Origin of the sequence: Streptomyces lasiicapitis (assembly GCF_014646335.1) — a bacterium.
Lineage (GTDB): Bacteria > Actinomycetota > Actinomycetes > Streptomycetales > Streptomycetaceae > Streptomyces > Streptomyces lasiicapitis.
Window position 1 is genome coordinate 19,787 of record NZ_BMNG01000026.1, and the last position, 24,810, is coordinate 44,596.

Here is a 24,810-nt window from a genome sequence, read left to right on the forward strand (position 1 = left end):
TTCGCCTGGTGGAGGGCCATCGTCGTCCAACGGCCGGACTGTGCTGTGGCGGTGGCTGGTCAGGCACTCCTGCTGGGCTTGGACGACGTCTTCTTCGCCTTCGCCGTCGTCGTCTTGACCGTCTTCGCCGAGACCTTCTTCGCGCTGGTCTTCTTCGCCGCCGTCGCCTTCTTCTTCGGCTTCAGTTCATGCACGTCCGCGTCGGACTCGCCGCGGTTCTCGCGGGCCCGCTGCACGGATTCCTCCAGCGCGGCCAAAATGTCGACAACCTTCCCGCCCGGAGCTTCTTCCGCCTCCACCACAGGCGGCTTCCTACCCTCGGCCTTGGCGTGGATGACCTCCTCCAAGGCCTGTGTGTACCGGTCGGTGGCCCACTCCGCGCCCTCGATGCGCTTCTCGCGTGTCATCGATTCGATGAGCAGCACCGCCTCGTCGACCTCCTCGTCGGTGAGGTCGATCTCCTTCGGGGCCAGTGTTGTTGGGGAGCGGATCTCGTCGGGCCAGCGCATCGCGTGCAGGACGATCGCATCGCCGCGGACGCGGAGCAGCCCGAGGCGTTCGCGTCCGTGCCACGCGAACTTCGCAATCGCCGCCTTTGCATTGCGCTCCAGAGCCTTGCGCAGCAGCGTGTACGGCTTCGCGGCGACCTTCCCGTCGGGCTCAAGGTAGTAGCCCTCGCCGATACGGATGGGTTCGATGCTGTCGTAGGGCACGAAGGCGGCGACTTCGATGGCCTTCGCCGTCGGCAGCGGGATCTCGCGCAGCTCGGCGTCGGACACGGCCACGAGTGTGTCCTTGCTGATCTCGTACCCCTTGCCGATCTCGCCCTGGCTGACCTCACGGTTCTCGATCTCGCACACCTTTCGGGTGCGGATCCGGCCGCCGTCACTCTGGTGGTATTGGTGGAACCTGATGCTGTGGTCCTCCGTGGCAGCGACCACCTTGATCGGGATCGTGACCAGGCCAAACGAGATGGCGCCGGTCCACACAGGGCGGGGCATGACGAACCTCCGAGACAGCCCCGAGCGGTTCCAGACTACGGCGAGGTTGCGTCCCCGGCATCCGAACCAGAGGGGTCGTGGCGACGGCGCGCCTTGGCGCGCGAGCCTGCTTCAAATGCTGATCTGGTCCGTGACACGACGGAGGCGCGATGCGAAGTCAGCGGGGCGACGGGCCAGCACAAGACCGAGACAAGCGGTTCCTGGAGAAGCCACAGGCGGTGATCTCCGTGGCAGGAGGAGCCGTTGCGATCCTGGTCGCGAGTCTGGGCCTGGTGTTCGGCTTCTTCCTGGGGTGCAAGCGGCAGCCGCCTCCTCCCAAGCTTGAACTGTCCGACGTGGATGTCGCCCGGGAGAAGGACATTGCGGCCGACTGGACCTCGGGGGACGAACCGCGACCGGCCATGAACGACTGGACGTCCTCGCTTCTTTCGATCGCCCTGCGCAACCGCTCCGAGGACAAGGTGCTTGTCACGGAGGCGGAATTCGCGATCAACGCGGTCACTCAGCTGGGATGCCCGTACGGTGCGGGTGGATCGGTGGTCAAGGCCCGGTACGACATCAAGATCCCCGATTTGCGCACACCACCGTTCACGGTGACTCGGCCGCTGAAGTTCGAGGTGCCGCCGCACGACAACGAGCGCATCGGGTTCACCGTGGGCCCTGAGACCGTCCCGGATGGCTCCTTGCCGAGGGTATACAGCTTCACCGTCACCCTCTCCGCAGACGACAAGAGCCGCCTGACGACCGCCCCTGTGGTCCTCATGAACCCTCAGGGCACGGCGTCGGTGCTCGATGCGGCAGAAGAGGTCATGAGTGATGGCACCGGCTTCGTGAAACCAGCCTGTGTGAGGGAGCAGGCGCGCAAGGCGCGCGAGATCGTCGAGGGCGCCACCCTGGTCTCCCCCGAGCTGACGAAGTACAGCGACGAACTGAACAGGCTGGCGGCCCTGCCCACTTCAGGCTGAACCCACGCGAACGTTCGCTCCGTCACCTACCCGCCAACCGCAATGGCCTGCCCGCGTTATGCGATCGCCCGTCGCAATCGGCCTCGCAGTTGCTCGCCGACGCCCCTCAACTGTCTTGTTCCGCGCCGAAAACGGGGCGATCTCACGGCAGGAGCACAGGGAAAGGCGGAACACCCTAACCCTGTTCCTTCACCTGCAGGGGCGCTACGAGGGCTTGCTGGATCTCCTCGAATGGGCGCCATGGGCCGTGTTGGACGTTGCTGGGGCCGTTGTTGGCGTAGGGGCGTATCTGCTGCGGGGTGCGCCCGGTGCGTTCCATCAGGATCTGAACGCCAACGGCGATGGCCGAGGCCGGCGCGAACCATACGCCGTGGGATTGCGGAGCGAGCTTTGCCGAGGGCTGCCGCCAGATGCCCTCCCCGACCGGTAGGGCGTAAGGGAAGTTATAGGAGGCGTACTGCGTCTCCTTCGAGCCGAGCTTGAAGTCGACCCCCACGCCGGCGACCGTCATCGCCTGCCGTCCGTGATTCGACACGCGCACACCCAGGTACACCTCCGGGTCGGAGTCTGCGGGTGCTGCTGTGGCCAACTGGGCGAGTGCGTGAGCAGCGATGCCGTGGTTGCCCGTTTCCTGCCCGCCGATCAGCTCGACCGTGATGTCGAGTTCGGTGAAGATTCGCAGGGTCTGGCTCACCTGATGGGCGATGTCGTCGGAAGGGTCGGTGAGGGCCTGTCCCGACTGGGCGACCTGCGCGGTCTTCCACTGCTTGAGATCCGCAATGGTGTAAGGACTGCCGGGGCTGCTGACCAGCCGGCGATGGTTGGGGCACAACAGCAGAAGGTTCTCGAATCGGTCGCTGATCTCAAGCCTGGAGTCAGCGCTGATGTGAACGATGTCGGCGGCCACGATCGGCCGACCCTCGCTCCAGCGCATCAGTGGCTCGGCGCAGTCGGGAGCGGCGCAGGAGGTGGCGCTGGCGAACAGCAGCTTGATGGTCTCGGTGCGCAGCGCACTCGGAGCTCGACGTGCCTGTTCCTCCCGGGCTCTGCCCCAAGCGGTGCGCCACGGGGCAAGGTCCTGTGGCGCCCCCAGGGCCCTGAGCATCGCCTGCATCGATTCCCAGGTGGGCACAGTGATGCCGGAGAAAGCCCGGCTGACCGAGGCGGTGTCCAGTCCTGCCGTCGCACTGAGTGCACGCAGCGATCGGCCGCTCTTCTCGTGCAGTTCCTGCAGCCGGAAGGCGAGGTCCGCTCGTGCGTCCAGATCCCGGAGTGCTCCTCCGGGCTGGCCCGGTTCGCTCTGGCGCACCAGAGCAGACGGTGGCTTCGGGTCGGTAGCGTTCCGGCCTTCCCGGCGGGCCGCCGCCTGTTCTCGCTGACGGAGCCAGCGGGCCGGCTCGTCTCCCCAGGCCTGTGCGAGTGCTGACACCACGTCGGCTGTGGGCAGTCGGGTTCCGCTGGTGGCGGCGTAGATGGTGGAGACCGGGATGCCCGTGGCAGCGTGGGTGTCGCGCGCGCTGATCCCCGAGCGCTGCTGCAGCTCGCGGAGTTCGCGCGCGAACTCGGCCACGGGGCCGGAGAGGTCACGCGGTTTCCGTGGGCGTCCCAACATTCCTCCATCAGCGTCAGCGGGCTGCCACCCAACGCACTTTCTCGCATTGTCTCGCACATCTGCAACGGCTGGTAGTGTGCGACCGTGCCGAAGCGCATACCTGAACGGTGAGTGCGCATCTCGGCCTATCGTGCCAGGAGGGGCAGTGCGAGAAAGGGACGTCGTGCCGGTCGTACTGCCTGACGACCAGCACCAGGACATCCTCACCACCCTCATCCTGCCCGCCGCGTTCAAAGGCGCCGTAGCCCAGCAGCGGCCCGTCACGGTGTTCGTCGCCGGCCAGCCCGGAGCCGGAAAGTCCCATCTTGCTGATCTGCTGCACGAGGTCCTGCACCTTCGCGGCGGCGCGGTCCGCATCGGCGCCGACCTCTACAAGACGTCGCACCCGGGCTATCCGGGGCTCCTGGCCCGAGATGACCGGACGGCCGGGGCGCGGGTGCGGCCCGACACCCGCCGCTGGCAGGAAGATCTGGAGGAGCGCGCCCGCCACGCAGGCTTCGACGCCGTCATCGAGACGGCGCTGGCCGACACCTCCGTTTTCCGCGCGCTGTCGGCGGCATACCGCCGAGCCCGCCACCGCATCGAGGTAGCGGTCGTGGCCACGCCGCAGGCGCTGAGTCAACTGAGTGTGCTGGGGCGCTACATGAAGCGCATCGGCGCCGCAGGGACCGGGCGCTATGTGTCGCTCGACAACCACGACGCGTGCTGCCGCGGACTGCTGGAGACCCTCACGGCCATCGAGGCCGAGCAGCTCGCCGACCGGGTCACCGTGTTCAGGCGCGGCTTGGAGATGCTCTACAGCAACGAGCTGACGGGCACCGGGTGGCTGCGGCCGCCGCGCGCCGTCGACGTGGTGGCCGACGAGCAGGCCCGCCCCTGGTCAGCCATGGAGACCGCGCGGTTCCGCAGGGAACTGTCCGAGGCCGAGCGGTCCACCCGGCATGAGCGGATGTCCTACGAACAGCGCCTGGCCGTGACCGGATGCCTGGAGCGGGCCTTCGCGTGGGCGGAGCCGGTGCGCCGCATGGCCCAGGCGCGGCCGATGCGCATCGGTGTGGACTACCACCGGCTGTCCCGCGAGGAGCACCAGGCCATCTTCGACGAGCAGGTCGTGCCGCTGTTCCTGAGCGACATCGTCGCCCGGCAGCAGCCGGTGGCCGTGTATGTGATCGCCCAGCCTGGGGCGGGCAAGACGTACGCCGCCGACCTCATCCAGCACACCATGCCCCACGCGAAGCGGCTCACCGGGGACGACTTCAAGGCGCTGCACCCCGACTACTTGCGGCGGCTGCAGAATGATCCGCGCGGGGCCGGGGCCGCCATCCGGGCCGACTACCGCTCGTGGATGGCTCAGGCCGAGGACTGGGTGCGGGCGCGCCGCGGGGACCTGATCATCGAGCTCGCCCCGGGCAGCGCGGCGGACTTCCTGGACAGCGCGATCGCCTCCCGCCGGGCCGGATACCGCGTCGAGGTGGTCCTGCTCAGCGTGCGCGCGGCCGACAGCCGCCAGAGCACCGCTCACCGCTACGCCCTGGTCGAAAGCGAAGGGCTTCCCGGCCGCTTCACCTCCCGCAGCGGGCACGACCAGTGCTTCGCCGCCACCGCCGAGGTCGCCCGGATCGCCGAGGGACACAGGGCCGTCGACTCTGTGTCGGTCATGCGGCGCAGCGGGGAGGCGCGCTACCGCAACGAGCGCTTGCCCGACGGGACCTGGCGGTCGTCGTCAGCGTCCGCGGCGATGGTGCTGGACGAGGAGCGGCGCCTTGCCTACACCGAGCAGGAAGCCGTCCGCTTCCTCAACCTGCACCGCTTCCTGTGGGCCGTGCTGCCGCAGTACCGCGGTGAACTGGCCGACATGCTGAGCCTGGCGCGGCCGCTGATGCCCGCCGCGATGCAGCCCCGGCGACTCAGCCGCCCCTCCCTCGCTGCTCCGCTGCCCGTGCCGCTGCCCCCGCCCGGGTCGTGATTCAGGATCTGGTGAGTTCCCGGTAGCGGGCCGCGTACGCGGCCGCGATGCGCGCCGCCTCATCCGCCTCCGCCGCGCTCAGTCGCTTGAGGTCCGCCACGCAGGCGCGCTGCTGGTCGGTCAGCTCCTGCAGGTGCGCCGGTTCCGGGCCTTGGGGCGCTCGGCGTTCCTGCGCGAGCTGCTCGCTGTAGAGGGCCATCACCCGCCGCACCATGTCCTTGGCCGCTTCGAGTTCCGTACCGACCAGCCGACCGGAGCCGGGCGACGACCCGTTGCTGCCGGCCGGGGGCTGTCGCGGGTTCGGGTCGGACACGGTGCTCACCTTGCTGTTCAGGACGGGTGCGGACATTGTCGGCCGCTCGCACCGGACCGGCAAGGCAGGTGGCGTGCTCGCCCACCTTCTGGCCTATCGGCGGCTGCATGGCCAAAGCGATGCTGGCGGCTTAGCCCCGGGGGCACCTAGATTGACCGCAGGTGATCAACTCGGGGGGTGTCGTGGCAGGGCGGGATCTGCGCGCGCTGTTCAGCTCGAACGACCGCGGGCTGGACGCGGATGAGGCGTTCACGAACCGCCAGCTCCAGTGGCAGGCCGTGACCGACGCACTCACCGCCCACCAGCAGCACACCTCTGGGCCGGACTTCGACGTCGAGGACCTGGAGAGCGGTCGCCGCAACGTGCTGGTCTTCCACGGCGTGGGCGGCATCGGCAAGTCCACGCTCTCCCGCAAGATCGAGGCCGCGCTCGCCCACGCCGAGCACCGGCCGCCGCAGTGGGGCGCGCCCGCCTGGCCGGCGGAGCGGCTGCTGCCCGTACGGATCGACCTCGCCCGGTCAGCAGGCGCTGATTTCGAGCAGATCGTGCTCTGCCTGCGGCTCGCCGTCGCCTCGCTGGGACGCCCTATGCCGGCCTTCGATCTCGTTTTGCGCCGCTACTGGGAGCACAACCATCCCGGCGAACCACTCGATGAGTACGTGCGCCGCGGCGGACTGCTCTCCCGCTTCACCAATGCGGTGGCCCTGCCGCAGCAGATACAGTCCGCGCTCGCCGATGCCGCCCAGGCCCTGGCGCTGCCGGGCACCGTGGGCGGCGCGCTCAGCCAGCTCACCGGCTCGCTCGTCACCGCGCTGCGCGAGCGGCGCCAGGCGGTGCGCGCGCTGGCCGGCTGCTCCCGCCTGGCCGACCTCCTCGAAGCCGACCCCGACCTGGACACCCTGTCCTTCGCCGCTCATCTGCTGGCCTGGGATCTGGCCCAACTCCCTGCGGACAAGGCCGTGTTGCCCGTCATCCTGTTCGACACCTGGGAGGACACCGGGGATCGCACCCACCGCGACCTGGAGCGGCTGCTGCAGCGCATCGTGTGGCTGATGCCGAACGCGCTCTTCATCATCAGCGGCCGCAACCGGCTGCAGTGGGCCGACCCCGCCCTTGGCGGGCAGCTCGACTGGACCGGCCCTAACGCCTGGCCCGACCTCGCCGCCCCGGCCCCGGCCGCGGCGATGGCGCACCGCCGGGGCGCGCGGCAGATCCTGATCGGTGACTTCTCCGCCCAGGACTGCGAGGACCATCTCGCCCGCCGGCTGAGCCGCGGCGGACAGCCCCTGATCGGCGCGGACCTGAGGGCCGTCATCACGGCCCGCTCCCACGGCCTGCCGCTGGCCCTGGACCTCGCCGTCATGCGGTTTCTGGAGATCCGGCGCTCCGGCCGCCGCCCCGAACCGGACGACTTCGGGGACTTCCCCGCCCTCATTGCCCGCACCCTGGCCGACCTCACCCCCGATGAGCGGCACGTGCTGCGCTCGGTGAGCCTGCTGGACGCCTTCTCCGTGCCCCTGGCCACCCAGGCCGCCGGCCTCGCGCACGAAGCGGCCGCGCTGCGTCTGTCCGAGCGGCCCTTCATCCGCGAGATACCGACCGCCCTGTGGCCCTTCCACCTGCACCAAGTGGTCCGCTCCGCCATCCGTCACGCCGCCGACCACACCGACGACCGCTGGTCCGAACAGGACTGGCGGCGCGCCGCCGAGCGCGCCCTCGCCGCCCTGGGCCAGGAGTGGAGCACCGGAGCGCGGCGCGACCGCGCCCTGCTGATCGGCTGCCTGCGCCAAGGCCTCGCCCTGGCCGCCGACTTCCGCCTCGAGCTGGACTGGCTCACCGAGGCGGCCTTCACGTATGTGGGCGACTCGGTGTGGGAGCCGCTGGCCCCGCCCGAGCGTCCCGGGTCCGCGGGCGGCCTGGTCTCGGCGTCCGATGCGCTGGTGGAGCTACTCAGCGCGCTCACCCGCCGCCAGCACGAACACCGCTCCCGCACCGCCGACCGTCTCACCGCGGTCATCGACTCCGGCCTGCTGCCTCAAGAACTGCACCAGATGGCTCTCTACTACCGGGCCAAAGCACTGCGCGACATCGGGCAAAGCACCGAATCGCGCCGCGGCTACCAGCAGGTCGCCGACGGCGGCGGCCGCCTGGCCCCCGCCGCCCGGCGCGGACTGGCCCAAGCCGCCCGACTGGCCGGGGACTTCCCCACCGCCTTCGCCGCCGCCCAGACGCTGGGCTGGGAAGGCCGCCACCAGCGGGTCCTGGGCGACCTGTGGTGGGTCCAGGGAGAACCGGCCCGCGCGGCCGCCGCCTACCTCGCCGGACGGACCGAAGCCGAACAGCACGCCACATCCGGCGAAGCCGCCCACAACCAGGCCCTGCGCGCCCTGGCCGTCGCCTTCCTCGACCCTGGCCAGGCCGACGACGAACTCGACCTGGCCCAGCAGCTCCTCGCGGGCCTCGACCTGCGGGCCACCGGGATCAACGCGGCCATCGGCGCCCTCATCCGTGACGCCGGCAACCCCGCGCTCGGCGACCGCGTCCGCACCCTGCGCACCGAGATCGACATCGCGGGCCTCACCTCCTCCGCCCCCACCCTGGAGCTGGCCCTCGCCTTCCATCAGGCCGTCCTGGACGACCAGGACGGGCTCGCCGCCACCATCGACCGGCTCCGCGAGCAGACCCGCGGCGGGGACTACACCTACTACACCGACATCGCATCCTTCATGGCCGGCCTGCCCCTGCCCGCCGACCACACGCCGCCCCGGTGGCTCGACGGCGACCAGGCCACCCGCGCCCGGTGGCGCGCGCTCGTCACCGCCCGGCGCGACCTCCTGCACACCGGCCGGTAGGCACTGCCGTCGAGCCCGGGCGCCCGGATCCACCATCGGGGCGCTGTCCCCACACGACGAGCGCCGCGCAGCCACCGGGCCCGTACGCGAGGCCCGCGCCGCGGCTCGACATCAGCAGTCGCCACCCGGCTGCGGTGACGCCCCCTGGCCGCCGCCCGGCAGAGCCGTCTGCAGCCACACGGCCCGCCCGACGGGGCGATGGGGGATAATCGGCGCCATGGCCCCGACGTCCACGACCGCTCCGGTCCCCAACGCCGCCGAGATCCTGCGCGCGCGGTACACCAGGCGGCTGCCCGGACGCCTTGCGGACCTGACGGGCCCCGCGCACGGCACCGTCGACCTACCGCTGCACGTGGTCTGGTCCGGCCGGCGCTCCTTCGATGTCGACCGCCCCCGGGCCCGCATGGGCCTGTACCGAACGGTGCTGGCCGAGGGGCAGCGCGAGGACCTGACCGGCTTCCTCAACCGGGACCTGCTGATCGGCCAGTGGCCGGTGCTGCGGACACTGATCAGCAGCGTGATCCGCGACGTGTGGGAAGACGCCTTCCCCGAGCTGGGCACCGCCAGAGCGACCGCTGCATGAACCTGAACGACCTGCACCGTCGACTCCTGGCCGACGTCCTGGCCATCGGCACGCCCTATCCCCTGGTCATCACCGGCGGCTACGCCGTGAAGGCCCACGGCCTGGTCGACCGCCTGAGCCAGGACCTCGACGTCGCCACCGAAAACCCCGCCCCCATGGACGACATCATCCGCACGCTCAGCGAAGGCCTCACCGAGCGGGGCTGGGGCGTGCGGCAGATCGAGACCGACCCACTCTCCGGCCGGCTCATCGTCACCGAACCGGACACCGGCGAGGAATGCGAGGTCGACGTCCTCAAAGAAGCGTTCTGGTCTCCGCCCGCCGACACCGAGCACGGCCCGGTCCTCGCCCTCGACGACGTCATCGGCACCAAGGTCCGCGCCCTGGCCGACCGCGGCGCCGTCCGCGACCTCATCGACGTCCACGCCGCCTCCGAACACCGCACCACCGCCGACCTGGAAACCCTCGGCCGCCGCCACGCCCGCACCGAGTTCAGCCTCCGCAACCTCCGCGACCGCCTCACCGGCGCCGAGTGGTGGGACGACGAGGACTTCACCGACTACGGACTGACCGGCGACCAGATTCACAACCTGCGCGCCTGGGCGCTGGAGTGGGCCACCGACCTCGGCACCCGCCTGCACACCGAGCAGAACGAGGGCGAAGAAGACCCGTACGACGGCTAGATCGGACGGGACGGGCGGAGGGACCGCGTAGCACGCGCAGTCAGGGCTGCAGCGCCTACCAACCGCGCCGTCGTCCGGGTCTGCCCGTCCTCCTCGTCACCGGCGCGCGTTCCTCGCGAGCAGCTCCATGCTGGCTGCCTGGTGTGGACACCTGCTCATGTGGGCCCGGCTGCGCTGCGGCCCGGGCGCGCGGGCCCGGATCAGGCGTCCGGGACCGATACCGGGTTCTCGCCGACGTAGCCCAGCCGTGCGTCCACGATGGTCTCTGCTTCCCGCAGACGGCCGACGTGGGGCCTGTCGGCTGCCCAGCCCTTCGCGGTACGGCAATACTCGGCGACCCCGGCGCCGCACTTCTCGCACTCGAGCCGCAGGACTTCCACGTCGACCGCTGCGTCCCGCTCTCGCCGGCGGCGGGCGGAAGCGGCCTTGGACTCCCAGCCCCGGCCAACGTCCTCCATGGCCTGCGGGTACGTCGTGGTCTCCCGCCCGTCCGCGTCCGCACGCTTGGCGTCTTGCGCGAGCCGGAGCAACTGCCAGACGGTCGGGATGATCGCCGGGCCGCCGTAGCCCTGCCGGTTGGTGCCGCGTGCGGCTGCGCCCCACGGGTCGCCGGAGTCCTTGAAGACTTTGACGAGCGGCACGTCGCCGTCGATGACTCGGCCGAGGAAGCCCATCCGCTCGCTGGCCTCGCGCACGGTCGCCGCGGTGGAGCGCAGCGAGTCGATGACGTCCGCGAGCTCCACCGGGGTGGCCGGTGTCTCCGCGGCTCGGGCGAGCTGGCGCAGCCGCAGTTCGATCGCGGCGAGTTCCACGGCCATCTCGTCGAGCGTGATGGCGTTTCCTGCCCTGAGGCTGGCGGTGTCGGTCTCGGCGGCGGACTCGTGTGCGGTGGTGTCCTTCACGTTCGTTCCCTTCGGGCGTGCGAGTGGTGGTCGAGTCGGCGGGCCGGCACGCAGGAGATCCGCTCGTTGCGGTAACGGCTGCAGGCCGCTCGAGGGCGGGGTGGTGTGTCAGGCAGGGGTGCAGCCGACGCTGAGGTGCCAGTAGTCGCCGCCGCGCGGCGCGAGGCGTCGGCCGATCGACTGCAGGTCATGTCCCGGCAGCCCGGGGAGCAGCATCACGGAGATGGTGCCGCCGCTCAGCCGGGCGATGGCCGTCCACTGCGTCAGGCGATCGTCGGCCGGCAGCACGATCCGCGCGGCTCCCTCGTCGGACAGGAAGGTCACGGTCACGCGGCCATCGGGCTCCAGCGTCCATCGGGCCTGGGAGTCGGCGGCGCGGGCGGTCTCCTGGCGGGGCACGAAGCAGTGCCGGGCGGCGAAGTCGCGCACCTCGGTGCCGGGGATGGAGGGGTCCGGGATCAGGACCAGCGCGGGCAGGAGTCCGTTGTCCGTCGTCGGCAGTGCGGTAGGGACGGCTGCGCAGTCGGGGACGCCCTCGTAGAGCGACCCGTACAGCTCCCGCGCGGTCACCGGTCGCCCTCGCCGGTGGCTGTGGCCGGGGTGGTGAAGGTGACGGGCATGCGCGCGCCGAACAGCAGTTCCTCGCGGCCTGCGGCGAGCAGGGCGGTCAGGTTGCCGGTGCCCGCGTCCATCTGCGCGGTGGGGATCGAACCGGCCGGGGCGGTCAGGAGGACGACGGCCCGGTGGTGGTGCGCGGCGGCCAGCCAGTCGGCGGGCGGGGTCCACGGGCGGGGCGGCTGGTACCAGCGGCCGTTGCCCTGCCGGGCGATGTGCAGCAGGCCGGTGCGGTCGGCGGCGATCGACCACTCCGGCAGCGTGCGGGCTTCCTCTCGGGCGAGGTCCAGCGGGGGCAGGCCGTCGCTGAGTCGGTCGGCGCGGAACCCGGCCGGGCCGTGCCGGTGGGCGTTGCCGGGCTGGAGGTACAAGAGGGGCGGGCTGTTCTCCGGCATGGTGAACACGTAGTAGTCCTCCACCGTGCGGGCGCCCCGGCGGCGCTGCTTGGGCGGGAGGGACGCCGTGTCCACGGGCAGGCCGCGCCGACGGCGCTCGAGGGACAGCTGGGACCAGGCCCAAACGCGAGTGCGGCCGCACTCCTCGTGCGTCCACACCGGCACCATCGTCTCCTTCGGCCGCGGCTGGCCGGGGTCCGGGGTCTCGATCAGCGCCAGGCCCAGGTGGACCTCCCGCTCCCGGGTGACGTCGATGGGCCCGTCGCACAGGTGGCACACGATCGGGTCGTCGGCGCCGGGCTGGCCGCACTTCGCGCCGTGCTCGACGACCTCGCGGACCTGTTCGGTACCGAGTAGCTCTTGCACCCCCCAGGCGACGACGTAGCCGGTCGCCCCGGTCCTCGGTCGGTACTCGCCGACGTCGGCCGCTTCCTCGAAGCCCATCGGCTCCTGGTGGTCGTCCTCGCCGAGGCCGCCGCTCTCGTACTCGCGACGCACGTCCTTCAGCGCGGCCTCGTACGACTGGCCGGTCTCCGCCGCGCGTCGGCGGGCGGCGTTCTTCACGGCCTGGTTCTTGGCTCCCACTTCGTCCCCTCGCTGCGCGCACGGCCCCGTGACCCGGGCACGCCTGGCGTACAGGGCGAACCTGGAAGCAGACAGACACTCTGCTGCGGTTCCCGCTGGGCGGGTTCGGGCTGTCGTCGCCGTCCGGTCACGGGCCGGACTACTCGGGCCAGGGACGACCGCAGCGGGTCGACCCACCCACCAGGATAGTGGAGGCGGCGTCCTGCCGTGCCGGATCACGTACCCCAACTCGGCCATCCTGCCGGGCGATCGCCCGTCCAGCAGGCCGGGCAGGGCGGACAGAAGGAGTTCAGCAGGTCGCCCTACGTCAGCGGGAAGGTGCCGTGGATGCCGCCACGTGACGCAGGGATCACAGCGTCGTTGAACCGGGCGACTCCAGGTTCACCGGCCCCTCACACGTGCTCGTACTCCCCACCCTCCCCACTCGTTTGAGAACTGGAGCAAGTGGGGCGCAGGTGAGTTCCTCCGACCGAAGATCAGGGAGCCTCATCACAGTGGAGCCGTCGGAGACGTCCGCAGCATTCGAGGCGATCGTGCAGGCCGAGCGCCGGCGGGAACGGCTGGAACAGCCGCGCAGCCAACCCGCGCAGCCTCTTGCCCGTCGGGACCCGCCTGCCCGTTGGCCCCTCCAGACGTACATCAGCGGGGCGATGCTCGGCGTCATGGCGGGACTCGGCGCGGGAGCACTGCTCGGCGCCACCTTGATCATCAGGGCCCTGCCTGCCGCCGCAGGAGGACTGCTCGGCGTGCTGGCCGCCCGGCGGTACCTGCGCTGGCCGGGGGCGTAAACGACGGGCCGTGACCACTCGTGGTTGATGGCCTCGCGTACGTGAATCGCCATCGGCCTTCTGGCGCTCGCCGGATGGAGCGGGACGATGCGCAAGCCGCTGGCCGCCACGGGCTTGGTCCGCGGCCGCGCGCACTACTCCAACGGATTGAGCGGGCTCACCCCGGTGCCCGCGTAGAGCAAGGGGTCCAGGGACAGCAGGCTGGTGGCCTCTCCGGCCCGCTCGGACAGAACCACGGAGGCAGCCGGGTGCAGGACCCGCCAGTCCACGTTCCGCCACGCCCCGGCCACCAGTGCGTGATCACCGGTGAAGTCGGTGACCGTCGTGAAGCGCCGGTTCAGGACATGCCGGCCGACACCCGGCTTTTCCCGCTCGGCGACCGCGGCTGACACGGCAGGCACCACGATCTCGGCGTAGCCGTAACTGGCCTCGACGTACAGGCCGTTGAGGAACTCATCGCCCCCGGCGAGGGCCCGCAGACAGGTGTGGTCAAGCAGTACGCGGATCACGCGGCGCTGTTCTCCTGCCCAAGCCCCTGCAGGAAGGCCCGCGCCTTCGCGCGTGCCTCGTCGCTGACCGTCACGCCGGTCGCCTGCCGGATCTCTTCCATGGCGTACTGCGCGCGCTCTTCCTTCTCTTCTTCGGTGAGCTCACGGCTCACCAGTTCTTCGAGGAGATCGTTCATGGTGGTGCCGCGCTCACTGGCCAGGACTTTCAGGCGGTCACGGACGTCCTTGGTCGTCTTGATGCTCGTGTCCTTGTCTCCCATCCCTTCACTCTACCGCCAGTAGAGTCCGTGCGCAGTCTGGACGGGCTCCGCGACCGCCTGGTCGGCGCGCCGACTGCTACGAAGACGACGAGTTCGCCGCCTGCGGCCTCACTGGCCACCAGATCACCGACCTGCGCCTGGGCGCTGGAGTGGGCCATCGACGTGAGCGACCGGCGCCGTGCCGAGCAGCGCGAAGAGGGATGTGGCGTATCGGGCTCGCGGGCGGCCAGATCCTCTTAGGGTGGCCGAATGGCACGCTCTTGGACCCGCCTGCACGAACACCTCGGCCATCGCCCCGGTCCGCTCACTTACGACATGATCGTCAGCGCCGTGGCCAGCGGCCTCCAGGAGAGCGACGACCTCGACTGGAAGCAGGACCTGCCCAGCTTCGTCCGAACGCCAGGCAGGTGGAACGAGCTCTGCAAAGACGTCGCCGCCATGGCCAATACTCGCGGCGGCCTCCTCGTTTACGGCGTCAGTGACCAGGTCGAACTGGTTGGTATCGACCTGGCCAAGGCCAACACGGAGCAGATCCTCGCCACCGTGCACAGCGGGATCCAGCCCTACATCTCCGGCGTCGACGTCATCCGCCTGCCTGCTCCGGGCGGTGAGGGCCCTGACGTTCTGGTCATTGATGTGCCGCCCAGTGAGATGGCGCCGCACTTCCAGTACGGGTGGGAGCAGAAGGACAAGGGCCGGGTCACCTTCAATGCGCCCTACCGCATCGGCGACACGTCCGCCTACATGAGCGAGCACCACGTCGCCCGCGCGTATCAGGAGCGGTTCGCCCGCCAGTCGGCCGCCGACGCCCTGCTCAAGGAGCGGCTGGCCGAGGCGACCGAGACGGTGCTGAGCGAATCCGAGGACCGCCACGCCTGGCTGGTCATCGCCGCCCGGCTGACCCGCCCGGTCCCCCGCCTCGTTCCCGCCCCGACACGCAGCGAGGCAACGGCCGTCCTCCGACGGGTGATCGCCACCGCTGCCCGGATCAGAGATGGCTTCGACGGGTCTGCCGTGCTGCGCGAGTATCTGGCGCAGGACGTGCGTGTCGGGCTGCGGCGGTGGACCGAAAGCACCTTCCTCATCCCGGAGTACCGCACCAGCAGCCGCGCTGTCATGGTCGAACTCCACCACGACGGATCGGTCGTCGTGGCTGCAGATCTGAGCACGCGCCTGGAGATCGACTCCGGCATTCCGGTGGACACCTCGGTGGTGCGGACCCTCGCCCGCGAAGCGGTCTGCGCGGCCGACGCCCACCGCCTCGACCGCGCTGCCGACACCACGGTGGAGATCACCGCCACGGTTGCCACCGCCGGTACCGAACAACGCCTCGTACCGTACGGAGACGGCTACGGCAGTCCGCAGCCGGTCGAAACGACGCGGCGACCCAAGCGGCTGATGCCCGCCTCCACCGAACTCGCTCCCAACGCCGACGATCAGGCCCTGCGAGACTGCGCCAAGGAGCTTGCTGAGGGGCTCCTCCACCAATTCGGCATCAACCGCTAACAGCCGTCCCACCCGACCTGGCGAAACGGTCATCACCGCACGCGGCTGACGGTGACCACCGCGTGTCGGGTCGTCCCCGCCTCGACTTCAACGACGAGGCCGGCCGCGGTCGTTGTGTACCGCTCCCCCGTATCAGTGCGGGCGTGCCGCCCGGGCCCGCTCTGCTTCAGATGAGCTCGCGCCTGCGCGGACAGCACGGGGGTGAGCCGCTGGGACATCACGCGGCGGCCGTCTGGGAGCCGCACGGCCAGGACGCGGGGGTTCTGGGGTGTGCCGGTGTATCCGACGACGTCCGCGTCGACGGTCTCGGAGTGGCACTGGAAGAGGCAGTAATCCAACTCTGCGCTATTCCCCTCTCCCCTCAGCGAACCCGGCGCCGCGGCTGAGTCAGGACGAGGGCGCCGATGCCAACCACTCCGCTCGTATTCGTCGCCGAGTCGCCGCCGCTTCGACGGAAGCGCATCCTGAGAACAGCGCTGAAAAGGGATGACGTCATGGGGACCTGCGGCTTTCTCGCGACACAGATCGATTTGTTCATGCTCGACGACCGGGTCTTCCCCGAGTGGGAGCGCTTGGATGCACACTCCAAGGCGGACGCGAGCTGTCTCAACGGTCGGCTCCTGGTCCACTACCTCGTGCCTGGGACACCGCATGACTTCCGCGAGGGATTCGCTGGAGGCGACGGCGGGCTCTGGGCGACGCCCACCCCCTACAGCTCGGTCGACGCTGCGCGCTACCTGCGGTTCCCGTGCCCGCGGGTAGTGCGCACCCACGCCATCCTGATCGACCCTACGAAGGTGCCAGAACTCAGAGGGCCGAAACGTGTGCAGCGAGGTGGAGGGCTTGAGTTCCTTCTGCCGCAGGGCGTGCCGGCTGACGCCATCCTCGACCAGATGGAAATGGAAGTCCGATGACCAGTTATCCGTTGCGCACGGCGCTGGAACACGGCATGAAGAACGTCCAGACCGCCAACTACGACTGGATGTATGACGGCGTCGCACGGCACGGCGCCATGGAATGGACGCTGAAATCCGATGACGACGCCGCCGGACTCATCCGCATCGTGTCAGCGTTCGAAGTGCCGTCGCCCGAGAATGACGGTCTCGTGCTGTTCGAGCTGCGAGGCTACGCCTGTAACCGCGAAGACCGCTGCTCGGAGGACGTCACCTTCAATGGCAGCATGCCGGAGTCAGACGTGCTGGACAAACTCGTAGATCGATTCTTCGCAACCGTCGAGGCGCTGAGCGTGGACGAGCTTCGCCCCTTGCGGGCGCGCTGATCCGTTCGGCCGGGTCCGGCGGCGCCCGTGTCGCGTCGCCTTGGTGATCGGCCTCGCTTTGCGGGTGGCGCAGCGGTCGATACTACGGCGGGGGCTGGCGGGCTGCCAGGTAGTCCGACCAGTTCGCGCCAGCGAAGGCTGCCCAGCGTTCCGCCGTTCTGGGCTGGATGCCGAACAGGTCGGAGACGACCAGGCGGTGCCCGCTGTTCTCCAGACTTTGGCGTGTCTCATGAGACAGGTAGAGGCCCTGCCAGTGACCGCGCGCATGCGGGTGCGGCCACTGGCAGGTCGTGCCGATGTTCAGTTGATGCGTCGAGCGTTCCAAGCCTTGTAGGCCGCCGTGGCCATCAAGCCGACGGCTGCCACGCCTGCGACAGGCGTGTGGCCGACAAGAACCAAGATCACTCCAGTGGCCAGAACCGCGATGAACGCAGAGATGTTCATCGAATCACTGACGCGAACGGGTGCACGAACGGGGTGGAGTCGGAGATACTGCTCCATAGGACTTTCCTTCCTGCGTGGGAGGGGTTCTGCATGCGAGTGCCGCTGTCTCTTGGCCGAGGGGCGGCATCTTGCGTTTGAGGGGCTGCGTCGCAGGCCTGCGGCGAGGCCCCTCATTCCTGCTGAGGCGTCAGTCGTTCCAGCAGGAGGTTCACTGTGTTTTCCAGCCGGTCCATCCTGCTCGCGAGCTCGTCTTGAGCGGTGGGCCCTTCGGCGGTTCCGGGGGGCGGATGGAGGTTCGGACTGGTGTCGGAGGTGCGTTGGTGGCGGCCATCGGCTGTTTTAAGGTCCCCGGCATGGCGGCCGATCTGAGCGAGCCCGGAGAGTCCCGCGGCAGCTTCAGCGCCGGCCGTATCTCGGTAGAGGGCTTCTGCCGCCTGCAGGTCGTGCGGAAGTTGTGGGTTCTGGGTGACGAGTTCGGCCGCAGCCCGGGTCTGTTCCTGCACGGCGAGTTCTTCGATCTCGGACCAGATGAACTTGAGGCGCGTCACTGCGCTTGAGGGGGAGGCCTGGTCCGACTCGTCCTGCATCGCCTGCTTGTTGAGTTTCTCCACTGGCTCGACGAATCGTGCGTGAGCCGCCGAGCGGGTGATGCCGAGAGTGGTGCCGATGTCGGCCCAGGAAGCTCCTTGAGCGCGGTCGGCGGCGACAGCGGCCACCAGCACTCTGTCGCTCAGATCGCTCAACATTGCAGCGACTGCCACCTGCGAGGAGAGGGGTGCCTGGGCGCGTTTCGCCTTCTCTTCCGCGCGTTGGATGTAGAGGCGCCCGGCTGTGGTCAGAGTCGCCAGGGTTGCCGGGCTCACGAGAGTGCCAAGGGCGACACCAAGTGCCTTGGAAGCATCCATCTCCGCCTCCTTCCCATGACGTTATGTCAAGGCTAGCACGACGCTTCGGAATGCTGGCCGGACATGCCGCCTCAATTCGGTGTCTGCATAGGCGAGTTGGGGCCCTTTGATCCGGCCTCTCATTCGCGGGTGCCGTGGACTCGACTCTCCCGCTCGGGCAGGCGGCGGCGCTGCTCGGCGGGGCCGGGCTGCTGGCCGCGGTGCTCGTCCGCCTGGCCGCCGCGGGCCCGGGGCCGTCGGCCGTCCGGCGGTGGGCGGCCGAGGCCCTAGGGGCGCCCGGCTCGGTCGAGCAGTTGCGGGCGTTCCTGATCGCCTGCAAGGTGCCCCGTACGGCGTTTGGCCAGTGGATCGAGCACACGGACGCCGCCCAGGCGTAGGAAGGCCAGGTCGTGTTCGCGGGCCATGACCGCGAAGGCCGGGGGTTATCCGGGAGGAAGCGTCCGTCAGCCCCGCACTGACGCCTTTCGGCCGTCAGCTTTTCGCTGACGGGTGTTTTTCCGTCACTTCCTGCCTGACGAACATTAGTCGTCAGCTTAGGGCTGACGCGTGGAGGCTGTCAGCCCTAAGCTGACGCCATGACCGACACCGAGCTGCCCGCCCACCGGACCGCCGTCGCCGACCGCTTCCTCTCCCCACGCGACGAGGCCCGCGTCCAACTCGCCGTCCAGGCCCAGCGGCTGGCCGCCGCGGCCACCGAGCTGATGCCGGTCGACCCCGACGCGGCCCCTGGCGCCCTGCTGCGCGCCGCCCTCGCCCTGGAGAAGGCAGTCCACCGCATGCAGGACGCGGCCGTGGTCGCCGAGCGCGAGCGCGGCACCAACTGGACCCAGCTGGGCGAGACCGCGGGCATGACCAAGCAGTCCGCGCACCGCAAGTGGGCGCAGGCCGTCCAGGTCTGGGCCCAGCTGGGCCGGGCCACCACCGCGGGACACATCATGTCCACCCCGGAGCGGGCCGCCTGGCTGGACGCGTACTACGCCCAGACCCACCCGGAGCGCGCCGACGCCGTCTCGGCCGGACTGGACGCGGTGCGCCACCCGCAGGCACTGGACAGCGAGCACGCCCGCCGCGGCCGGGCCGCCGTGCTGCACGCCCGCCGCGAAGCCCTGGCGCAGCGCTCCAGCATCCTGCACGAGGAGTTCATGGGGCCTGCGGACACCCCGGCGGACCGGGCCGCGCGCGCGTCCAGCGCCCGCGCCTTCGCCGCCCTCAACGACGAACAGGCCGAGCTGTACACCGAACTCGCCGCCGCCGAGCCCGCGCTCGCCGAGGAGCACCTGGCCGACGCCGCACGCGCGGCCAACGAGGCCGACCGCAACCGCGAGCACGCCGCGCTGCTCGATGAGCGGGCCGGGGCGTAGGCGGCGCACCCGGCGCCGGTGGACGGCCCGCGCCGGGACCGTCCGCACAAAGCCTCACGGACCGCGTCTTTGGGGCCGCTCCGTCGCCTCTCGGCCCGGACAGCCGTGCGCAGGCGGCCGCCCCTAGGCTTCTCCCGGTGAGGCTCGGCCTGGCCGGCACCAGGCCGGGCCTCCGAAAGGCGTCACCGCCCGCAGGTCAGCCCGCGCCGTACGACCATCCCCCGGCTCACATCCTGGCGCGCACCGACGCGGTGAATTCGTCGCGGAGGCGATCAGAACGCTCCCGGGCCTGCTCCCACGCGAAGATGTGTGTCTCCCGGTACCCGGCGTCCGTGCCTGCCCTCTTGATCGCGTCCACTTCCGCCATCAGTGACCGGTGGACGGATCGGGCTCTGTCAAAGAGGACAGCATCCAAGTTCCCGATCATCCGGGCCGATCGCTCGACCTCGTTCAGCGCTGTGCCGACGGCATGCCAGGACCGGCCGGTCGCCGTGTCCACACTCAGGTCGGTGCTGTACCCGGCGTTGTGCCGGACGATGGCGGTGATCTGCTTGCCGAAGTCGTCCTGGGGGCGTTGCACTGCTTCTCGAAGGCCCGGCAGTCGTTGAGGAGCTTCTCCCTGCGCCAGCCCCGGTTCTCCCTGCGCTTGGTGTAAACGACAGCGAAAACGGCGCCAGCGCAGGTGATGAGGGCTGCGGCGACCCCGGGAATCCAGATGGCGGAAGACATGGCAGTAGCGTGCCGTTCGCGCAGCGGCTCAGCGGTCGGTGGGCTCCACGCCCACCGTGCGCAGCATCTCGTCTCGCTGCTCAGGGGAGAGCTTCATCGACGGTGGGAGCGGCTTATCTATCCCCATGTTGCCGATGAGGAACAACGACTGACCGATGGCCACCGTTGACGTCGGCTGCGAGGGACGGCCTGACCACGTAGCCCTCGACGGCGGAGTCGGATTCTCTGTCATGGGGCCACCATCGCAGCTACGGCTGACCGCGCGCGAGATGCCGGTGTGAATTCCGCCGCCGTACCACGCGCCGAGTCAGCGGCCGTGCCCGGATGTCCTGGCCGACGGGGGCGGTGAACCACGGGGGCTCAGTTCGGTACCCGAAGCCACGAATTCGACGCAGCTCAGAGGCGGTCCGGGAGATCATTACGGGTGCAACAAGTGTGGTGCACGGCTTCGGCGAACCGTCACTCCTGCATCCGGATCGCGCGGATCTGGAGGCGGAGGAGGTGCAGGGTGAGCAGGGCCTGAGCGAGGGAGCCTTCGGCGCCGTCCAGAGCGATAAGAGCGTGCTCCAGCCGGTCTTGGTCGACATGATCCTGGGCGTCGAGGAACTCTGCGGCGGCCATGGTGGTCGCTGCGGCCGCGGCGATGCCGAGTGGTTCGGCGGCGTCCTCGTCGTCAGGGTCAACGTCGGCGAGGAGTATGGGGATGTCGAATGTCGTGCGGCGGAGCCGGTGGGTAAGGACAGCGCGGTGGACGACCCTGTCGGCGCTCGTGTGTTGCCACCCTTGCTGGAGCCCGTGGAGGGATTGGGGTGGTTCCTCTGTCGGGTCGACCACGGTGGTGGCCTCGGTCTCAATGAGGCCGAGCAGGGCCCCGAGAAGCTCGGGGACGTCCTGTTTGATCAGACCGTTGGGACGTACTTCGGGGTCGACAACGTGTTCTTGTCCCAGCGCGGCGAGTGCCCTGAGCATCTGGTCGATCGAGATCGGGGTGACGTTCTCCAGGCCCATGGTGTGCTCCCCTGCCCGTCGTGTGTCCAGGGTCCCACCGGAGTCCGCTCGTTGGGGCGGACTCCGGTGGGAACTGCGTACTCCGGCGCAGGGCTAGTCGGTTTCGGCGGCTGCCGCGCGGTTGATCTGGGCCATGAGTTCGCGGTTGGCGCCGCGGGCGGCGGCGAGGTCGTCGTCCCGTTCCTGGAGCTTCAACTCCAGGTCGATCACCTGCTGGCCCTCGTCGTGTCCACCAGCTCCGGACCCTGCCCCGCGCGGCGTGGCGCGGCCAGGTGTGACGACAGCTTCCGGTAGGCCCACGCCCGGTGCGCACCACGCCCTCCGTGACGTGACCAGCCGGTAGCAGAGCTGGCGCAGCGTCACCGCCGTGCCGTACTCCGCCGCCACCACCCGCGCCCGCTCCACCACCCGACCCCACACCAACGCCACACAGATACAAGTACCCGCCCCACGGTGAACGTGGGCTCTCTGCTGGGACGGGGAGGACGAACAGCCCGGCGACGAAGGGGTGTTGGGCGCATCGTCCGGGTGATCGAACCGGCCCGCTCGTGCCCGCCGGCCTCCGATGTGCGATAGACGCAGTGACTCACTGTTGATCACCCCCTGGAGGCCCTTTTGACTCCCTCGCCCTGTGGCGCACGGCGCCGGTGGACGCCCGCGCGCTGCTGACCGCCTGCGCCCTGCTCCTCACCGCCCTGGCCCTGCCCGCCGCCGACGCCCCCCATCCTCTGAGCCCTCTTGCCCTCCTGTACGCAGTTGCGTACAGAGGTGAATCGGAGGGCTGCATGACCCTGCACACCGCGACCTGGGGACCGGGCGGGGGCGTCGACCTGACCATCCGTCTGACCGGCGCTGAGGTAGACGCGATCGGCCTGACCGAGGCTGAGGGCCTCGTAGAGCACATGGACACGGCCCTGTGGGCGCTGGCGATCCTGCGCACCGGCCACAGCGTACGCACCGAGGCGCAGACGGAGATCACGGCCGACGATCTGCACATCGCGATCCGGGAGCTGCACACCCACCTGGTGCCGATGGTGGGCGGCATCCGTGACGCCGCGATCCGCCGCCACCGCGAGCTCGGCGGCACCACCGGCCAGCTCGCTGCGGCGATGGACTCCCAACGGTCAAGCGCACAACGGCGACGCGAGGCGCTGGATGAGACCGGCCCTCGCCGCATCGCGGCCGCCCGCTGGGAAGCGTGGGCCTCCGCCAAGAGAAGTGACGACACCACCGACCAGGACTAGGAGATCAGCATGGCCCGCAAGATCTTTGGGTTCGTGGGTGACGACTTCGCCCCCGCCCCGGACGGCTCGGAGCCCATCATCCTCTCCGACGGGCAGAGCATGGTGGACGAGAACGGCGACATCTACCAGACCCACCCGTCCCACCAGACGGACACCGACGAAGACTGACGTCCGAAACGCGTACGGGGTCAGCCCAGATGGGCTGACCCCGTACGGCGTTCCAGACGAGCTGAGCGAGCCTCACCCTGCCCGCCGCATCTGCGTACGGCACGCCGCCACGACGGCCGGGTCCAGACCACTGCTGCTCGCCCACGAGCACACCACCCCCGGCGCCACGTCAACACCCGGACGTGGCGCCGGGCGAGGGCGCCCCGCTCCCTCGCGCGGCACCGCCCTCTGCGGCGCCCGCCGACGAGGAACCGTCCGGCGCGGTACCGCTCGACGAGGCGCAGCGTCAACCGCCCCCGCCCCGGCTGTAGGACGAGCCCGGGGCCGGGGCAGTACACGCACCGGCCGCTGCTCGGCCGCTTCTGCCTTCTCGCGGCGGCGCGGCGCCGGGCGAGGTTCGGGCCCGGTGCGCACCAGCTGGTCCGTGCCGCGCGGCGGCACTGGCCGAGGCGTGGACTGCTGCGGTGAGACGAGCGGCGAGGGGGCACGGTCGCCGGCAGGCGACGCGTGCCGCTCGGCGGCCTGCCGCTGTGCCGGTCCGACCGCCGTACACCCTGTGGTGAGCAGCACGGCGGCGGCCAGGAGGAGCGGGAGGGTGCGGCGCATCGGGCCACCCTGGCGCACTCGTCCCACGACGAGGTGGAGCGCACGCCGTGATCCACCAGGACGGGTGAGCCCTGGCTGCGGGGCGCGGCCCCGGGCGCATCAACCTCGGGGTGAACGGCGCGCTCAGCCGTCGGTGTCGGGCGTAACCGGCGCGTTGTCAGAGGCGTCTGGCAGGCTCTTGCTTGATCGACTGGCATAGGAGGCCCAGGTGAAGAACTTCAAGGTGGTATCGCGGACGGACGGCCGCGTCCACGTGAGCGTGGTCTCGTACAGCGAAGTCGCCGCCGAGACGGAGTTGAAGAGACTGCAGAAGCTAGGTGCCGTGGCGCGCGTGGTCCCGGTCGCGGTGGGCGGCGACGTGCCGGACAGCGTCCTTGAGGAGATGAGACGGGCCGGCTGACCGCCCGACGGCGCAGCTGGCGTTCTGCTTACGCGCCCTTACGAAGCGGGGGGAGCGCTGCGACGGCGGACCGCTTGGCGGTCTCCAGCGCCCTGGCGAAGGTCTTCGCCACGACCGCGGCTTCTCCGGTGAGACTGTCCAGCTCGGCGGCTGCAAGGTCATCACGGGCGGTGCGGGCGAGCAGATCGAGCACGTCGGAACTCCCGTCGCTCAACTGCTGGATCTGCTGGAGCTCCTCGTACGTGGCATCGGCCTCGGTGACCTGGTCGGCGTAAGCCTCCAACGCGGTCACGCGCCGCTCGATGCTGTCCCGGCTGACGTCCAGGGCCTTGCGCCGTACGCCGAGCAGCTCGGTGACCTTCTCGCTCCTGGGCGTGGCTGGCTCCTGCTCCACCAGGCGGCTGTAGTCGCGCAGGCCGGTCGCGATCTCCCATTCGTGCTCCGGGAGCATGACCTCGTTGCGCGGCCGGTCCAGGAGGGAGAGGCGGTGCACGGAGGACCCTAGGATCGTGTCGGCGGCCCGCTGCGCCCGGACGAGGAGCGCCTGGGCGTCGTCGGTCAGCTGCTTGGGGCGGACCCATCGCTCTTCTGACTCTGCGACGATGCGCAGCTTGTCGTTGTCGCCTCCGGCGATCAGGACCGTGAACACGACGTAGGTCGCGAGCAGGCCGCCCGCCATCATGACCACAGGGAGCGCGGACTCAATCATGTCTGCGATCCAGATGTGGAAGGCCTGGTTGGGGGACGGGTCGTCGGGCCGGTCGACGGTCGAGGCGAACCACCAGGCAAGGCCTGTCACCGTCGCGCCGGCCGCGCCCCAGCCGATGGCCGGTTGAGCATCCCACCAGGGGCTGATCGGCTTGCCGGCAGCCCAGATCGGATGACGCTCGGCATGCCGAAGTAGCGCCTTGGTGTCCTCGGGCAGTTCGGGATCCAGGACGGCGCGCGGGACCTCGGGACGTGTCGGTTGGTCGTTGTCGTTGTTCACTCGCCCTCCCGCATTTCCGTTGTGCAGTTCAGAGCGACTTCGGCTCACCGGCATAGCCAAACCCCGCTCGGGCGAGTACGGCGTGGATCCCGGGTGGATGGCGGGCATCGGGCAGGCTCTCCTTCGCACAGGGGGGACCGGTC

Annotated in this window: 31 protein-coding genes; 14 read left to right on the forward strand and 17 right to left on the reverse strand. The window is 70.1% G+C overall.

Features of this window, described 5'->3' with window-relative positions:
• Positions 1-59: 59 nt before the first annotated feature.
• Complete coding sequence (ku, locus tag IEY91_RS39020) at positions 60-1,001, reverse strand: non-homologous end joining protein Ku (protein WP_189177532.1); 942 nt, start codon at positions 999-1,001, stop codon at positions 60-62.
• Between the two features lie 149 nt (positions 1,002-1,150).
• Here ku and IEY91_RS39025 point away from each other — a divergent pair, with 149 nt between their 5' ends.
• Positions 1,151-1,966: a hypothetical protein gene (locus IEY91_RS39025; RefSeq protein WP_229697648.1), complete on the forward strand. Its 816-nt coding sequence runs from the start codon at positions 1,151-1,153 to the stop codon at positions 1,964-1,966.
• Between the two features lie 175 nt (positions 1,967-2,141).
• Here IEY91_RS39025 and IEY91_RS39030 read toward each other — a convergent pair whose 3' ends face one another.
• Positions 2,142-3,536, reverse strand: a complete 1,395-nt coding sequence (locus IEY91_RS39030; protein ID WP_189177534.1) for a helix-turn-helix domain-containing protein — start codon at positions 3,534-3,536, stop codon at positions 2,142-2,144.
• A 187-nt stretch (positions 3,537-3,723) separates the two neighbouring features.
• Here IEY91_RS39030 and IEY91_RS39035 point away from each other — a divergent pair, with 187 nt between their 5' ends.
• Entirely contained in the window at positions 3,724-5,544 is a 1,821-nt protein-coding gene (locus tag IEY91_RS39035) for a zeta toxin family protein (RefSeq protein ID WP_229697650.1), read from the forward strand.
• 1 nt (position 5,545) lies between these two features.
• Here the strand turns inward: IEY91_RS39035 and IEY91_RS39040 are convergent, their stop codons facing one another.
• Positions 5,546-5,857, reverse strand: coding sequence for a hypothetical protein (locus IEY91_RS39040; protein ID WP_189177536.1), 312 nt, complete (start codon positions 5,855-5,857; stop codon positions 5,546-5,548).
• A 161-nt stretch (positions 5,858-6,018) separates the two neighbouring features.
• On the opposite strand from IEY91_RS39040, the gene IEY91_RS39045 reads away from it, so the two are divergent.
• The 3 genes from IEY91_RS39045 to IEY91_RS39055 all read left to right on the forward strand — a co-directional run bounded on the left by IEY91_RS39045 (position 6,019) and on the right by IEY91_RS39055 (position 9,975).
• Positions 6,019-8,709 carry an ATP/GTP-binding protein gene (locus IEY91_RS39045; RefSeq protein WP_229697652.1) on the forward strand — a complete coding sequence of 897 codons (2,691 nt, stop codon included), beginning with the start codon at positions 6,019-6,021 and terminating at the stop codon, positions 8,707-8,709.
• Positions 8,710-8,926: 217 nt separating this feature from the next.
• On the forward strand, positions 8,927-9,292 hold the full coding sequence (locus IEY91_RS39050; RefSeq protein ID WP_189177537.1) for a hypothetical protein: 366 nt from the start codon (positions 8,927-8,929) through the stop codon (positions 9,290-9,292).
• Entirely contained in the window at positions 9,289-9,975 is a 687-nt protein-coding gene (locus tag IEY91_RS39055; protein ID WP_189177538.1) for a nucleotidyl transferase AbiEii/AbiGii toxin family protein, read from the forward strand. The genes IEY91_RS39050 and IEY91_RS39055 overlap by 4 nt, the downstream gene beginning before the upstream one ends.
• A gap of 200 nt (positions 9,976-10,175) precedes the next feature.
• Here the strand turns inward: IEY91_RS39055 and IEY91_RS39060 are convergent, their stop codons facing one another.
• From IEY91_RS39060 to IEY91_RS39070, 3 genes are all read right to left on the reverse strand, one after another.
• Complete coding sequence (locus IEY91_RS39060) at positions 10,176-10,877, reverse strand: zinc finger domain-containing protein (protein WP_189177539.1); 702 nt, start codon at positions 10,875-10,877, stop codon at positions 10,176-10,178.
• Between the two features lie 108 nt (positions 10,878-10,985).
• The gene (locus IEY91_RS39065; RefSeq protein WP_189177540.1) at positions 10,986-11,447 is read right to left on the reverse strand and encodes a hypothetical protein; all 462 of its coding nucleotides are present in this window, start codon (positions 11,445-11,447) and stop codon (positions 10,986-10,988) included.
• Positions 11,444-12,472, reverse strand: coding sequence for a DUF8842 C-terminal domain-containing protein (locus IEY91_RS39070; protein ID WP_189177541.1), 1,029 nt, complete (start codon positions 12,470-12,472; stop codon positions 11,444-11,446). Before IEY91_RS39070 ends, IEY91_RS39065 begins: the two co-directional genes overlap by 4 nt.
• 494 nt (positions 12,473-12,966) lie before the next feature.
• Between IEY91_RS39070 and IEY91_RS39075 the strand changes: the two genes are divergently transcribed.
• Entirely contained in the window at positions 12,967-13,260 is a 294-nt protein-coding gene (locus IEY91_RS39075) for a hypothetical protein (protein WP_189177542.1), read from the forward strand.
• Positions 13,261-13,394: 134 nt separating this feature from the next.
• Here the strand turns inward: IEY91_RS39075 and IEY91_RS42180 are convergent, their stop codons facing one another.
• Both IEY91_RS42180 and IEY91_RS39085 read right to left on the reverse strand, forming a co-directional pair.
• Positions 13,395-13,769, reverse strand: a complete 375-nt coding sequence (locus IEY91_RS42180; RefSeq protein WP_229697653.1) for a PIN domain-containing protein — start codon at positions 13,767-13,769, stop codon at positions 13,395-13,397.
• Positions 13,766-14,029, reverse strand: a complete 264-nt coding sequence (locus IEY91_RS39085; protein WP_189177613.1) for a ribbon-helix-helix protein — start codon at positions 14,027-14,029, stop codon at positions 13,766-13,768. The genes IEY91_RS42180 and IEY91_RS39085 overlap by 4 nt, the downstream gene beginning before the upstream one ends.
• Positions 14,030-14,344: 315 nt before the next feature.
• Between IEY91_RS39085 and IEY91_RS39090 the strand changes: the two genes are divergently transcribed.
• Positions 14,345-15,535, forward strand: a complete 1,191-nt coding sequence (locus tag IEY91_RS39090) for an AlbA family DNA-binding domain-containing protein (protein WP_229697655.1) — start codon at positions 14,345-14,347, stop codon at positions 15,533-15,535.
• A 32-nt stretch (positions 15,536-15,567) separates the two neighbouring features.
• On the opposite strand, the gene IEY91_RS39095 is transcribed toward IEY91_RS39090, so the two are convergent.
• Entirely contained in the window at positions 15,568-15,873 is a 306-nt protein-coding gene (locus IEY91_RS39095) for a hypothetical protein (RefSeq protein WP_189177544.1), read from the reverse strand.
• A 66-nt stretch (positions 15,874-15,939) separates the two neighbouring features.
• Here IEY91_RS39095 and IEY91_RS39100 point away from each other — a divergent pair, with 66 nt between their 5' ends.
• Together IEY91_RS39100 and IEY91_RS39105 are read left to right on the forward strand one after the other, a co-directional pair.
• Entirely contained in the window at positions 15,940-16,449 is a 510-nt protein-coding gene (locus IEY91_RS39100) for a hypothetical protein (protein ID WP_189177545.1), read from the forward strand.
• On the forward strand, positions 16,446-16,814 hold the full coding sequence (locus IEY91_RS39105) for a hypothetical protein (RefSeq protein WP_189177546.1): 369 nt from the start codon (positions 16,446-16,448) through the stop codon (positions 16,812-16,814). The genes IEY91_RS39100 and IEY91_RS39105 overlap by 4 nt, the downstream gene beginning before the upstream one ends.
• An 82-nt stretch (positions 16,815-16,896) precedes the next feature.
• On the opposite strand, the gene IEY91_RS39110 is transcribed toward IEY91_RS39105, so the two are convergent.
• From IEY91_RS39110 to IEY91_RS39120, 3 genes are all read right to left on the reverse strand, one after another.
• The gene (locus IEY91_RS39110) at positions 16,897-17,139 is read right to left on the reverse strand and encodes a hypothetical protein (protein ID WP_189177547.1); all 243 of its coding nucleotides are present in this window, start codon (positions 17,137-17,139) and stop codon (positions 16,897-16,899) included.
• Entirely contained in the window at positions 17,115-17,315 is a 201-nt protein-coding gene (locus IEY91_RS39115; protein ID WP_189177548.1) for a hypothetical protein, read from the reverse strand. Before IEY91_RS39115 ends, IEY91_RS39110 begins: the two co-directional genes overlap by 25 nt.
• 113 nt (positions 17,316-17,428) lie before the next feature.
• Positions 17,429-18,163 (reverse strand): hypothetical protein, encoded by a 735-nt coding sequence (locus IEY91_RS39120; protein ID WP_189177549.1) that lies wholly within the window; start codon positions 18,161-18,163, stop codon positions 17,429-17,431.
• A 134-nt stretch (positions 18,164-18,297) separates the two neighbouring features.
• Between IEY91_RS39120 and IEY91_RS39125 the strand changes: the two genes are divergently transcribed.
• The gene (locus tag IEY91_RS39125; protein WP_189177550.1) at positions 18,298-18,540 is read left to right on the forward strand and encodes a hypothetical protein; all 243 of its coding nucleotides are present in this window, start codon (positions 18,298-18,300) and stop codon (positions 18,538-18,540) included.
• Positions 18,541-18,738: 198 nt separating this feature from the next.
• Complete coding sequence (locus tag IEY91_RS39130) at positions 18,739-19,524, forward strand: hypothetical protein (RefSeq protein ID WP_189177551.1); 786 nt, start codon at positions 18,739-18,741, stop codon at positions 19,522-19,524.
• Positions 19,525-19,750: 226 nt separating this feature from the next.
• Here IEY91_RS39130 and IEY91_RS39135 read toward each other — a convergent pair whose 3' ends face one another.
• The 4 genes from IEY91_RS39135 to IEY91_RS39150 form a co-directional block, all read right to left on the reverse strand.
• Complete coding sequence (locus IEY91_RS39135) at positions 19,751-20,104, reverse strand: hypothetical protein (RefSeq protein ID WP_189177552.1); 354 nt, start codon at positions 20,102-20,104, stop codon at positions 19,751-19,753.
• A gap of 177 nt (positions 20,105-20,281) precedes the next feature.
• Positions 20,282-20,485, reverse strand: a complete 204-nt coding sequence (locus IEY91_RS39140) for a hypothetical protein (RefSeq protein WP_189177553.1) — start codon at positions 20,483-20,485, stop codon at positions 20,282-20,284.
• A gap of 227 nt (positions 20,486-20,712) precedes the next feature.
• On the reverse strand, positions 20,713-21,261 hold the full coding sequence (locus tag IEY91_RS39145) for a hypothetical protein (RefSeq protein WP_189177554.1): 549 nt from the start codon (positions 21,259-21,261) through the stop codon (positions 20,713-20,715).
• A 93-nt stretch (positions 21,262-21,354) separates the two neighbouring features.
• Positions 21,355-21,690, reverse strand: coding sequence for a hypothetical protein (locus tag IEY91_RS39150; RefSeq protein WP_189177555.1), 336 nt, complete (start codon positions 21,688-21,690; stop codon positions 21,355-21,357).
• A gap of 356 nt (positions 21,691-22,046) precedes the next feature.
• Between IEY91_RS39150 and IEY91_RS39155 the strand changes: the two genes are divergently transcribed.
• The 3 genes from IEY91_RS39155 to IEY91_RS39165 all read left to right on the forward strand — a co-directional run bounded on the left by IEY91_RS39155 (position 22,047) and on the right by IEY91_RS39165 (position 23,679).
• Entirely contained in the window at positions 22,047-22,505 is a 459-nt protein-coding gene (locus IEY91_RS39155) for a hypothetical protein (RefSeq protein WP_189177556.1), read from the forward strand.
• A 9-nt stretch (positions 22,506-22,514) separates the two neighbouring features.
• Positions 22,515-22,673 carry a hypothetical protein gene (locus IEY91_RS39160; RefSeq protein WP_189177557.1) on the forward strand — a complete coding sequence of 53 codons (159 nt, stop codon included), beginning with the start codon at positions 22,515-22,517 and terminating at the stop codon, positions 22,671-22,673.
• Between the two features lie 814 nt (positions 22,674-23,487).
• Complete coding sequence (locus IEY91_RS39165) at positions 23,488-23,679, forward strand: hypothetical protein (RefSeq protein WP_189177558.1); 192 nt, start codon at positions 23,488-23,490, stop codon at positions 23,677-23,679.
• A 28-nt stretch (positions 23,680-23,707) separates the two neighbouring features.
• Here the strand turns inward: IEY91_RS39165 and IEY91_RS39170 are convergent, their stop codons facing one another.
• A complete protein-coding gene (locus IEY91_RS39170) occupies positions 23,708-24,667 on the reverse strand; it encodes a hypothetical protein (RefSeq protein ID WP_189177559.1) in 960 nt (319 codons plus the stop codon).
• Positions 24,668-24,810: the final 143 nt, after the last annotated feature.